General features: G+C 54.8%; 13 protein-coding genes. 6 read left to right on the top strand and 7 right to left on the bottom strand.

What is annotated here, in order from left to right; genetic code table 11:
• Positions 1 to 76: 76 nt before the first annotated feature.
• Both ABIE60_RS05950 and ABIE60_RS05955 read right to left on the bottom strand, forming a co-directional pair.
• A complete protein-coding gene (locus ABIE60_RS05950) occupies positions 77 to 1,009 on the bottom strand; it encodes a sensor domain-containing diguanylate cyclase (protein ID WP_354468521.1) in 933 nt (310 codons plus the stop codon).
• A gap of 87 nt (positions 1,010 to 1,096) precedes the next feature.
• Entirely contained in the window at positions 1,097 to 1,600 is a 504-nt protein-coding gene (locus tag ABIE60_RS05955; RefSeq protein ID WP_354468523.1) for a class I SAM-dependent methyltransferase, read from the bottom strand.
• A 251-nt stretch (positions 1,601 to 1,851) separates the two neighbouring features.
• Between ABIE60_RS05955 and ABIE60_RS05960 the strand changes: the two genes are divergently transcribed.
• The 4 genes from ABIE60_RS05960 (at position 1,852) to ABIE60_RS05975 (ending at position 3,891) form a co-directional block, all read left to right on the top strand.
• Positions 1,852 to 2,103, top strand: coding sequence for a type II toxin-antitoxin system prevent-host-death family antitoxin (locus tag ABIE60_RS05960; RefSeq protein ID WP_278350186.1), 252 nt, complete (start codon positions 1,852 to 1,854; stop codon positions 2,101 to 2,103).
• Positions 2,100 to 2,354: a Txe/YoeB family addiction module toxin gene (locus tag ABIE60_RS05965; RefSeq protein ID WP_354468525.1), complete on the top strand. Its 255-nt coding sequence runs from the start codon at positions 2,100 to 2,102 to the stop codon at positions 2,352 to 2,354. Before ABIE60_RS05960 ends, ABIE60_RS05965 begins: the two co-directional genes overlap by 4 nt.
• A 131-nt stretch (positions 2,355 to 2,485) precedes the next feature.
• The gene (locus ABIE60_RS05970; protein WP_354468527.1) at positions 2,486 to 3,598 is read left to right on the top strand and encodes an ADP-ribosylglycohydrolase family protein; all 1,113 of its coding nucleotides are present in this window, start codon (positions 2,486 to 2,488) and stop codon (positions 3,596 to 3,598) included.
• A 116-nt stretch (positions 3,599 to 3,714) separates the two neighbouring features.
• Positions 3,715 to 3,891: a DUF6435 family protein gene (locus ABIE60_RS05975; protein WP_354468529.1), complete on the top strand. Its 177-nt coding sequence runs from the start codon at positions 3,715 to 3,717 to the stop codon at positions 3,889 to 3,891.
• 185 nt (positions 3,892 to 4,076) lie between these two features.
• Here ABIE60_RS05975 and ABIE60_RS05980 read toward each other — a convergent pair whose 3' ends face one another.
• Genes ABIE60_RS05980 through ABIE60_RS06000 form a run of 5 tightly spaced genes read right to left on the bottom strand, consistent with a single transcriptional unit; the run spans position 4,077 to position 8,605 of the window.
• Positions 4,077 to 4,829 carry an alpha/beta hydrolase family protein gene (locus tag ABIE60_RS05980; RefSeq protein WP_354468531.1) on the bottom strand — a complete coding sequence of 251 codons (753 nt, stop codon included), beginning with the start codon at positions 4,827 to 4,829 and terminating at the stop codon, positions 4,077 to 4,079.
• Positions 4,830 to 4,834: 5 nt separating this feature from the next.
• A complete protein-coding gene (locus ABIE60_RS05985) occupies positions 4,835 to 5,650 on the bottom strand; it encodes an ABC transporter ATP-binding protein (protein ID WP_354468532.1) in 816 nt (271 codons plus the stop codon).
• A gap of 16 nt (positions 5,651 to 5,666) precedes the next feature.
• Positions 5,667 to 6,692 (bottom strand): FecCD family ABC transporter permease, encoded by a 1,026-nt coding sequence (locus tag ABIE60_RS05990; protein WP_354468533.1) that lies wholly within the window; start codon positions 6,690 to 6,692, stop codon positions 5,667 to 5,669.
• Positions 6,689 to 7,666, bottom strand: a complete 978-nt coding sequence (locus tag ABIE60_RS05995; protein WP_354468534.1) for a FecCD family ABC transporter permease — start codon at positions 7,664 to 7,666, stop codon at positions 6,689 to 6,691. The genes ABIE60_RS05990 and ABIE60_RS05995 overlap by 4 nt, the downstream gene beginning before the upstream one ends.
• A 9-nt stretch (positions 7,667 to 7,675) precedes the next feature.
• Entirely contained in the window at positions 7,676 to 8,605 is a 930-nt protein-coding gene (locus ABIE60_RS06000; protein WP_354468535.1) for an ABC transporter substrate-binding protein, read from the bottom strand.
• 146 nt (positions 8,606 to 8,751) lie between these two features.
• On the opposite strand from ABIE60_RS06000, the gene ABIE60_RS06005 reads away from it, so the two are divergent.
• Positions 8,752 to 9,408 carry a GntR family transcriptional regulator gene (locus ABIE60_RS06005; RefSeq protein ID WP_354468536.1) on the top strand — a complete coding sequence of 219 codons (657 nt, stop codon included), beginning with the start codon at positions 8,752 to 8,754 and terminating at the stop codon, positions 9,406 to 9,408.
• A 234-nt stretch (positions 9,409 to 9,642) separates the two neighbouring features.
• Positions 9,643 to 11,721: a TonB-dependent receptor family protein gene (locus tag ABIE60_RS06010; protein ID WP_354468537.1), complete on the top strand. Its 2,079-nt coding sequence runs from the start codon at positions 9,643 to 9,645 to the stop codon at positions 11,719 to 11,721.
• Positions 11,722 to 11,852 lie beyond the last annotated feature (131 nt).

Below are 11,852 nucleotides of genomic sequence, written 5' to 3' on the forward strand. Positions count from 1 at the left end.
CGTCCTCCAGCACTTGTATGGGTAAATGGGTCTGTCTTTTTTTTCGGAACTCACAAATCACCATATTCCACCTGCTTCAGCCCGGCTCGGCCACCCGCACGCAGTTGCGCTGATCGGACTTCGCCTGGTACATGGCTGTGTCTGCGGCCTTGAACAGTTGCGCTGAGTCCGGGTATTCCTGATCGAAAATGGCAGAAACCCCAACACTCACCGTCACCCGCCCGCAAGGAACGTATTCGTTGCGGATATCAAGGGCCTCCACGGTCTGACGGATGTGTTCCGCCATTACCTGTGCATCCACTAACCGAGTGTCGATGGCAATGTTGATCAGCTCTTCGCCGCCGTAGCGTGCTGAGATGTCGCCATGGCGACGGGCCGTTTCTTTCAGGACGTTGGCCACCGCCTTCAGACAGTCATCCCCCGACTGGTGACCGTAGTGATCGTTGTAGCTCTTGAAGTAGTCAATATCGACCAGGATCAGCGCGAAGGGCTGCCGGCTGCGCTGATAGCGAGCCCACTCGTTTGCCAGAGCCTCGTCAAAGCGACGGCGGTTGGCCAGGCCGGTCAGCCCGTCGGTGTCGGACAGCGCCTGGAGTTTGCGATTGGCCTGCAGCAGCTTCCCCTCCATATCCTTGAGACGGGTAATATCGATGATATAGCCAATCCAGATATCCACACCGTTATATTGCTCGGGTGTCGGTTTGGATGAGAGTTGCAGCCAGTGCTCCTGACCATTGGGGTGAAAAAAACGCACTTCTGATACGAACAATTCCCGGGTCTTGTTCGCGCGAACGTCCTCAGTCAGGATCTGCTGTAGATCGTTCGGGTGCACCATCTCCCAGAAGCGGTTCACGTCCTCCACGAAGTATTCCGGTGGCCGGCCGAGGATCTCTTTCGATGATGGGCTCAGGTAGAGCAGTTCTGACCTGCTATCTGGATAAAGTACGTACTCGTACAGCACTGCCGGCAGAATACCCAGAAAGGCGCTCAGTTCATGTTTGGATGCCATAGCAACTGAGCCTGATAGTAATCAACAATTTTGACATTTTTTGCACCGGCTTTGGCGTCCTGCTTGATTTGGCTGGTTAAATGTACCCTATAGCCGATAACGATAGATCGGTGATTTGTAGAAATCACTAATCAGCATAGCCGTTTCTGGCTGGCAAGATGGTAAAGCAAAGTAATTGCTTATTAAAAAAACATTGGAGATTTTCTCTGCCGCCAGTTTTTTGGCAACGTCACGCATGCCATCAGTATGCAAAAAACACACAAGTACATCAGCACCAGACAGATCCACCAACAAAAAATCCTTTTTGTGGATTTCGAGGTTGTCCAGCCCAAGTGTTTTCTTGAAAAAGACCGATACCAGCCATGGTACAAACGAAACCTCATACCCCACTATTTTTCGATCAGGGTGTTTTTTGGCCAACCGTATGACAAGCCCACCCCAGCCACTGCCGAGGTCATAAACAGGGCCGGTGCCTGTATTGGCCATCAATCTGATGATGACCTCGCGGGCCTTCCTGGAACTCGGCATAGGCGATATACCTACTTTGGCTGTGCTCCAAACGATGGAGCCTACAACAAGTAATGTACTCACCACGACAACAATCTCTAATATAACCAAACGGGCACTCTCACTCGCTGTGAATACTAAACACCTTGTTCACGCAGCTTCGGTATTCGAGACACCGGCGGCAGACTTCCGATACTGCCATTGGGGCGCTGACTATTGTAGTGATTGATCCAATCGGTCAGTGCCCAAGGGGTTTTACCCCTTTCCCAGATTGTTAAACCCTTTTGTGTACGGTATTCTGTACAGGGTACAATATCCTGTACAGGAGTAGCCTTGTGGATGCCATTAGCTATACAGCCGCTAGAACCAATCTGGCAAAAACCATGGAGCAGGTCTGTGAAGACCATTCCCCGGTGATCATCACCCGCAACAAGTCGCAGTCCGTAGTAATGATTTCCCTTGAGGACTACGAAGCGCTGCAAGAAACTGCATACCTTCTGCGCGCACCAAAAAACGCCCGACGTTTGCTGGAATCCGTTACCGAGCTGGAGCAGGGCGGTGGCCAGGAAAAGGAACTTCTTGAATGAAACTACTCTTCTCCGAGAACGCCTGGGAAGACTATCTGTACTGGCAGAAAACCGACAAAAAGATACTCAATCGAATCAATAAGCTGATCAAAGAGACTAAACGAGAACCGTTTGGAGGTGTCGGTAAGCCGGAGCCTCTCAAACACAGCCTCGCTGGTTACTGGTCTCGACGAATCAACGAAGAGCAGCGAATGGTTTACAAAGTCACGGATGATGCTTTGCTCATCGCCCAGCTCCGGTATCACTACTGATTTAATATTTTAATCGTAAGCGGGCGCATTTTTGCAGCTTTACTGGGGAAAAGGGGTCTGTCCCCAGGGGGCACTGCTGCAGGGTCTACACTACAAGTGACATTTGCACATACTCTGAGTGAGGCAATCCCATGGCAGCGCATGACATCCCCCCCTCAACCGACGACAGCCTTCGTGACAGGGCGATGGGTGCACTGATGGGCGCCTTCATTGGTGACGCCCTGGGGGTTGGGCCGCACTGGTATTACGACCTGGACCAACTGGTCGCCGACTACGGCCCCTGGATCGACACCTACACCCGCCCGCGCCCCGGACGCTATCACGAGGGGCTCGAACCCGGTCAGCCCTCGCAATCGGGCATCCTGTTGGAGATGACGCTGCGCTCGCTGGTGGACTGTGGAGACTATGACGAGGCCGATTTCTGCCGTCGGCTCGATACCGAACTGTTTCCCCAACTGGACGGAACCCCGATGCATGGCCCGGGTGGCTTCACCAGCCAGTCCATGCGGGATGCCTGGCACAAGCGGGTTCAGCAAGGGCTGCCCTGGGGCTCCATCGGCGGCAACGCCGACAACACCGAAGCCGCGGAACGCATCATCGCCATCGCCGTGCGCTACGCCCTCACACCCGGCGAGCTGGCCCGGTCGGTCACGGCCAACACGGCCCTGACCCAGACGGATGGTACCGTCATGGCCATGACCACCGCATTCGGCGCAGTGCTGGGCATGCTGGTAGAAGGCCATCGCCTCGACGGCGACCTCTCAGACAAACTGATGGCCCGGGTCAAAACCGGCGAGCTGCCCTTTCACACCATCACACAAGGCAAACTCGAAGCCCCGTCACGCACGCAAAACGAAAAGCGGCAGGAAGGCCTGTTTGCCTCTCCCGATGCGCTGCTCACGCCGTCCTGCATTGCCCGCGCCGCCCACGCCAGCACCATTCGTATCGAACCCGCTGCACAGGTAGGCCTGCTTTACGGCCTGCCGTGCGCGGTCTACCACCAGTTCCCGGCCGCCTACTATCTGGCGGCCCGCTTCACGAACGACTTTGAGTCGGCTGTGCTGCACGCGATCAACGGCGGAGGACAGAACATGGCTCGCGCCATGCTGACCGGCGCCATGAGTGGCGCGATGGTGGGACTGTCGGGGATTCCGCAACGGTTCATCGATGGCCTGGAGCAGGCTGAGCCGTTGCTGGCAATGGCCGAGGCACTGACTGACGATATGCAACGTGATACGGAGTGAAGCCCACGAGTATTTCAATCAGGCCGGTCCAGCGCCATGGCTTGCTTCCTGGAGTATTCTTTGAGCCAAAATCCATGACCTTCCGTACCATAGAGAAACCATAAACGGAGCCAGCCATGTTTGCGTTTCTCAAGAGCAACCCAACCAAAAAGCTCAAAAAAAGGCACTCACTCCTTCTTGAACAAGCGATGCAAGCTCAAAGAAAAGGAGACATCCGAACATATTCGCAATTAACGGCTGAAGCTGAAAAGGTTTATGATGAAATTCAACATCTAAAAATATCGAAAACGTGAATTTTAATACTGCATGGGTATCGGGTCAGAATAAAATTGTGTGCTTCGAGCTTCCGCTATATATGCCAGCGGGCTAACAGTATGTTCGATCTCTGTTCCAGAACCACCGGCATCAGGAACTGGCCCAAAGCGGACACTAAACGAGCCATGCTTTTGTCAGGCAAAAGCGAAAGAGGGTCATCCATCTAGCGATGTATCAGGTTATCCTGTTGCAACAACTTGGCGAAGAACTCATGTACCACGGGTATAAGTGCAAAACCGTCATGCTCTGCACCAGGAACCTCTGCCAGTTCTACCGAAATTCCCAATTGCTTCCAGGATTTATGCAGTCGCCGTAATAGTGTTTTGCGCGAGTCCCCTGAAATTCTCCATGCATGACTGGGAAGCATGTTGGTGTCCTCGCAGCCCACAGCCATCTGCACTCTGATATCCTTGAGTACTTCCAGACCAGGCACATCTAGGTATTGTTCGGGCAAACATATCTGGCCGGGCGCATGGATAGAGAGCCCCTTAAGGCGCTGGGGGTGTAAATAGGCAAACCTGTGCGCAAACTGCGCACCGCCCGAGAAGCCGTAAAGATAGAAATTTCTCGCTGTCAGGTATTCTGCAGCTACCTCTTCGATGATCGATAGCAGTACCCGATCATAGCGATAACTAAGCGGTGACTGAAGTTTGTAACCGTCGGGATCGTCATCACGAACTGCACCACGAGGAAAGAGTGGTGCCAACACAACGCAACCATGTGTTTCAGCAAACTCGATAAAGGCATCCCTGAAACCCTCGGCCGTGCGCCCCGAGCCATGCACAACCACCAGTAGTGAAACTTCTGACTGCATTTGATCAAGGTGGCTATTCGGTACATACAGGCAATATGAAAAACGGGGATCGGCCTGACAGGCAGTAAAGGGGATACGTCCCCGTTGATAGCGTTTCTGCAACTCCCTCACACAACATCCTTCATCCACGCAGGCACGCGAAGCCTGTTCATCGATCCTTTGGCAAGGCAACAGGGTTTACCATTGGCACGAATTTTCACCTCGGCATCAACGTTAAACACGCTCGCCAGCATCCCCGCTTCAATAACATTTTCGGGTTCCCCAGATGCCAACAGAGCCCCCTGTTCCATGACCAGCACATGATCGGCAAACTGTGCAGCCTGATTGAGATCATGCAAGGACATTACCACCGTCAGCTTCTGCTCAAGATTCAGCTTGGTCAGAAGTTCCAGAACCTCCAGCTGGTGTCCCCAGTCGAGAAAGGTCGTGGGCTCATCGAGCAACAGGATGTTGGCCTGCTGGGCGATTGCCATGGCAATCCAGACCCGTTGCTGCTGGCCACCGGACAGTGCCTGCACAGGCTTTTCTGCGTAACACTCAACACCGGTCTGTTGCATCGCCCAGGCAACCACTTCCCTGTCTTCACGGCTGGCACCGCGCAAGATGCCTTGATAGGGGAAGCGGCCGTACTCGACTAATTCACGCACCCGGATACCTTCGGGCGCCACCGGCTTTTGCGGCAACATGGCAACTTCAAACGCCAACTCTCGGCGAGGCCAATTCTCCAGCAAGCGGCCATTCAATGTAATATGGCCCAAGGTTGGCCTGAGCAGGCCGGCCAGGCTTTTCAGAAAGGTACTCTTACCGCAGCCATTGGGACCTATCAGGGCTGTCACCTGCTGCATGGGAATCGCTACGCTCAGCTCCTTAATAATGGTATTGCCGTCATAGCCCAGCTGCACCCGCTCCACGTTCAGGCTCATTTTTCTCCCCTTGTCTTCAAGGTTGCTGCTTCAAGAGATACAAAAAGGCAGGCACACCAATAAGCGCACAAAGCACTCCAACGGGTAGCTCGAAAGGCACTACCAGAGTACGCCCGGCCAGATCCGCCACCAGCACCAGCAAGGCTCCCAGCAACGCCGAAATACCCAACTGGTGTGACAATTTTCCCGGCACCAGCCCACGCGCCATATGAGGCACTACCAGCCCAACGAACCCGATTGGACCGGCCACTGCCACCGCGCTGGCTGCCAGAAGTGTCGCCACCAGTAGCACCAACAGACGCCAACGCCCCAAATCAAGCCCCAAGCTCAGAACCTGCTCATCGTTCAGACACAACAGACCCAGAGGCCTCAAGGTTATTGCCACCCCTATCAGGCCCACCAGCGTCCATGGCAAAATCACCCATAAATGGTGCCAGTCACGTCCATGCAGACTACCGGCCAGCCAGGCGACCAGTGTTTCGGTATGAGCCTGCCCCCAGAGTGCCAATACCCCCGTCATAAGCGCATTGAGCACCGCTGCACAGACAACACCGGTGACGATCAGCTTGAGCGGTGTCAATCGTGCCGACCCGCTGAGCAGAAACACCCCCACCGCGGCCAAAACACCTCCGGCCAAGGCCCCCCAAGGCAGCCAGGCCAACAGTTGATCACCCTGCAAATAGAAACTAGTACCGGCTGGCAGCATCGAAGCGCCCACGACCAGCATCACCGCCAACAGACTGGCACCCGCGGAAATGCCAAGAACACCGGGATCAGCCAAGGGGTTACGGCTAAGTGCCTGCAACATGCAACCCGAAAGGGCAAAATGCAGCCCGACAACAGTGGCAAGAACAGCCCGGGGCAAACGCAACTCCCAGACTACGCGTTCGCCATGCTCGTTCCCGTTGCCGATCAGCGCCCCGAAAACCTGCTCAATACTGAGCGAAGACGCCCCGAGGGAGAGGCTCAGTAGCAAGCCCAGCACGATAACCAACGGCAACAGAACCCAGCAAACAGCGGGTGTAACACTAACCCTGTTCACCCAGTCCTCCTGATATTCTTGTGCATCAGCAGAAGCAGCCAAGGTCCGCCCAACAGCGCGGTAACGACACCCAGTGGAACCTCCTGTGCTGTCGCAGGTAAGCGCGCCATCAGATCAGCCCAAAGCAACAGTAATCCACCCAACGCGGCATTCAGCGGCAGCCAGGCAGCTGATTGATCTGACAGCAGTTGTCGCGTGATATGGGGTACCACCAATCCGATGAACCCAACCGGCCCAGCCACGGTTACCGCCCCTGCCGTCATTACCACTGCCAACAGCATAAACATCAGCCGCCAGCGAGACACTGAAATACCCAAGCTGCGGCCTACTGCATCATCCAGCAACAACACTCTGAACCACCGAACCAGAAGCATTGCCAGGAGCAGCGGAGGGCCTGTCCAGATGACAACCTGTGCCAGCTGCGCCCAGCCCCTGCCGCTGATGCCACCTGCCAGCCAGAAAAACAGCTCACCCGCCTCGGCTCCCGAGAATACCAACAGGCCGGTCATCACGGCGACACACATTGAGCTCATAGCCACACCGGCCAATACCACACGAACAGGCATGAGGCCATTTTTCCAGGCAATCACAAACGTCAATGCGCCCACAAACGCACCTCCCGCAACACCTGCCAGCGGGTACCAGGCCGCATCCACGGAGGCCAGTGTACTGAGAATGACCACCATGCAGGCCGCACCCGCAACGACGCCAGTAAGGTCCGGTGCTGCCAGGGGGTTACGTGTTACGCCCTGCATAAGGCCACCGGCCGTGGCCAGGGATGCCCCCACCAGCAAAGCCAGCAAAGTACGCGGCAAGCGCAACTCCCAGAACAGGATCCATTGCAGTAATTCGCCCTCGCCCTGGCTCAGTCGCCAAAGATCAGTCGGCGTAAATGCCTGCGCGCCCATCATCAGGGACAGTACAACAGCGATTATGGAGATAGCGGCCATGATGGCGATAAGCCTAGTATTCACCAACAGGACCTAACGGTAGGGTTTGCTGCGCAACGACTCAGGCAGCTCCGGCATTGTGAAAAGTTCGGGATAAAGCCTGTGCGCCATCTCCTGCAAAACCAGCGATCGAGCTATAGGACCGGCCGCTTCTTTCCAGTGTTGTCCGACTTCGTATACCTGCCCCCGGCGCACCGCTTTCAGGTAGGGCCAAATCGGGTTTTGGGTAAAGGCGCGCTCCTTATTGGACTCAAACAGGAAAATCACATCGGGATTTTGCTTCAGCAGGTCTTCAAGACGCATACGATAGCCCAGAGGTAGCCCCTGTTCGGGCTCACTAAGCTCTCCCCCCAGATTATCGACATTGAGCCAGTTGAGCAGTTCAGCCGTTAGAAAATGATCGTAGTAGATAAAAGGCGCCTCGCCCCCGGTCACCAGCAAGGCGGCTGACAACCCACCGGGGGCTTGCTTGCGGTATGTTTCGAGCTGCCTTTGAAATGATCGGTTAATCTGTTCGGCATCCGCAGTCCTGCCCACCAGTTCACCCGCAATGGATACTGCTCGGATGCTATCATTCAGGGTCACAAGGTTCAGTGCGGCATAGGGCGCTATTTCGGCAAAACGAGTGGCGTCCTTTTCTGTATAGCGACGAATGGCCAATACCAGATCCGGCGCCACTTCTGACAGCAGCTCCATGTTGACCTGTGAGCGGCTTCCGATGACAGGGACACCCTGAAGACTACCCGCAAGATAATCCGGCTGATCAAAGGGACCAAATCGGGTAATAGCGGCCGGCTTCATGCCCAGAGCCAACAGCAGATCAGCGCCAAAGGTTGAAACACTGGCGACACGCTCGGCAGGCCGAGACAGATGCACCGGCTCACCTCGGTCGTCTTGGACCGTAATGGCTGATGCCATCAGTGGCACAAGCATCAGACACAGCAGGAGCTTGTGGAATAGCATTCTAGGCATCCATAAAACCCAATTAGAATCATTCACATTAAAGGGGCGCATTATGGCATAATTGGCGCCAAAATCGATTGCTTTTTTTTGATGCCTGTATCGGCACCATCACAAACTAAATTCCGTCAACACCGACAAGGATAGATATGAGCAGCAAGGGTAAACCGCTTTCCGATCAAGCCACCCAGGTACTGGTCAGTAAACTCAAGCAAGCTATTGGCTCGGGCTGTTATCGTCCGGGCGAGTGGCTTAAACAGATCGATGTGGAGGAGACCTACAACGTCAACCGCTTTACCGTCCGCTCGGCACTCAGTGAGTTGCACGGCAGTGGTTTCCTGCAGCATGTCCCCTACAAAGGCTACAGAGTAATCGAGCACTCCCTGCAGGAGCGCATGGCTATTACCGAAGCACGCGAACTGATCGAGTGCGCAGTCGCCGCAAAGGTAATGCTCAACATGGATGAGTCTGGCCTTAATGAGCTGGAGTCTCTCGCTCGGGCATTCAGTGAAGCCGTTCAACAGCAAAATCAGACGCGCATGATGGAACTTAACTTCACCTTTCATCGCTTCTTCAACGAATACTGCCGTAACCCTCACCTGTCCAGGGTAGTAGATGATATGCGTGAGCGTGGCGTTGGAAGCGCCAACCGTGGCTGGACCAAACGCAGCACACAGGAGGCCAGTGCCCAGGATCATTTGGACATGGTCGATGCCCTGCGAGAGAAAAATCTGACCCGCCTGCAGGCGTTGATACATACCCATCTCAACCGTTGGCGCGAAAGCTATAGCCAACTAAGCTCCTGATCTGGTCGTGACTTGGAATCGATTCGTCACAATCGACCAACGACAATTATCACGCATAGTAAAACAAGTGATAATTATTATCATTCTGTTGTATTGGCGCCAATTTGCTTTTATGATCCCGCCCTGATCGTTTCGTGTAACTGCTGCCAGACAAGCCTACGCCCCTGATTCGACCAGTCTGGACCGATATCAACGACTCGATGTTCGTCTTAACCAACATGGGAATGCAGTTTGATGAGCAAAATGAGCACGCCACCTAAACCCCTCTTTAACCGCAAGGCTCTGTATTGCAGCTGCCTGCTGGCCAGCCTCTCGACTCTGGTTCAAGCCGAGACTAACCAGGAAACTCTGGTAATTACCGCTGATTGGCTAGGTAACGCAACATCAGAAGAGATCAAGGTCTATCCCGGATCACGCGACCTGATTACTGAAGCAGAACTGCATGAGCGAGGGGCTCTCAATTTGGAAGATGCCTTGCGCAGTACCCCTGGCCTGCAGATTCTGGATGAAACCGGCACCGGCATTCTGCCCAACATCGGCGTGCGCGGCATGAACCCGCTGCGCAGCGAGCGTGTTCAATTTCTTGTGGACGGCTATCCGATCGCCATTGGTCCATACACCAACGTGGGCGTTTCCCTGTTTCCGGTAACTTTCCCCAGTATTCAGAGTATCGATGTAGTGCGCGGCGGTGCAGCCGTTCACTACGGCCCCAACAATTTGGGGGGTGTCATCAACCTACATACCCGTCCCATCCCACATGAACTGTCACAGACCATCCGTGAACAGGTGGCCATCAGTGAAGAGACAGGTCATCTGCTGAATGACTTCTATTACCGTGTAGGCGGTGCAGTAAATGAGCAACTGGCCCTACAGCTGCAAGTAAACTTGCAAAACGGCGAAGGCGCACGCGATAATGCGGACACCGATGTGGGCAACATCATTCTGGATGCGCGTTATACACCAAACTTGGAGCACGAAGTTGCGGCACAACTGCAGTACTACGATGTTGATGCCGGCCTGCCCGGCGCTCTTAGCCCAGCAGCCTACCAGGATGACCTCACCCAATCGCAGCGACCACACGATGGCTATAACGCGGACATGCTGCGTGGCACACTCACCTGGACCTTCACACCCAACGACGATGTCGAGTTCCAATGGCGCAATTTTGCCCACGACGCGGATCGTACCTTCTATTTCGGACAGCGTTTGGGGACGGGTGATCACTGGGCAGACCCATCACTGCCATCCACTCACCTGGCAGACTCTCCCCGCCTGTTCACCGTTTATGGCACTGAGCCACGGCTAACCCTGCGTCAGAACAACCACACCTTTACGCTGGGCGCCCGTTATATTCACGAGGAGGTCGAGTTTGATGTCAACCGGCTGGAGTTCGCGACTGATAACTATGCAAATGTCCGTGACTGGAATTTTGAAACAGACGCCTGGGCGGCCTATGCCAGTGACACAATCAGCCTGATGAACGGGCGTTTGGATGTCACACCGGGCATCCGCTATGAAAATGTTACAACCAACTACAATGATGGCATCTCTGGAACAGTCGACGAGAATAACGTCAGTGAGTGGCTTCCGGGCCTGACGGTCGGTTTCCAGGCCACCAAGGATCTCTTCGTCTACACCAATGCCCAGCGTTCGCTGGTGCCGGTACAAACTGCCCAAGTAACCAAACCGGGAGAGGTGGGCAACGAGCTGGCCTGGAACTACGAACTGGGTGCTCGCCTGCAGGCAACAACTAATCTGTCTGCCGGTGCAACCCTCTTCCGAATCGAACATGAAAACCTGATCCAGTATGACAAGCCGAGCGATACCTATATCAATCTGGGAGAGGCGCGCTCTCAGGGCATCGAGCTCAGCAGCGACTGGCAGGCTAGTGATCAGCTCAAGTTGGCACTCAGCTACACCTACTTGGAAACCGAGCAGCTAAGTGGCGCCAACGTTGGCAATGAATTTCCAAATGCGCCTCATCATCATTGGGGTGCCGAAGCGGTTTACCAGCACAACCAGTGGCAAGGTAGCCTGACCGGCACCTATGTCAGCAGCAGTTACAGCGACGCTGCCAATACTGAAGCGGAAACAGCCAATGGCAGCGCCGGAAAACTACCGAGCTATACGCTGGTCAACGCCCGTATTGCACGTGATTTCAACCTGGGTAGCAACAAGCAACTGCAACTGGCACTCTCCGCCAACAATCTCCTGGACGAGGATTATTACTTCCGGGGGGCCGATGTCAGCCCGGTTGGCCGCCTGCCTGGCCCCGGTCGTGCATTTATCCTGAGCGCCCAGCTGGATTTCTGATCTGAAGTATCAGTTTTAAGCTGGGTCACTCTCCCCTTCGTGGCCCAGCTTAAGCTTCAAACCTGCAATGCTTGTCTTCTACATACGCTGGGTTGCATCCGTGGCTAAGACTGCAGCTGGCCCGAAGCGGT

It is taken from the genome of Marinobacterium sp. MBR-109, from assembly GCF_040547565.1.
Lineage (GTDB): Bacteria > Pseudomonadota > Gammaproteobacteria > Pseudomonadales > Balneatricaceae > Marinobacterium.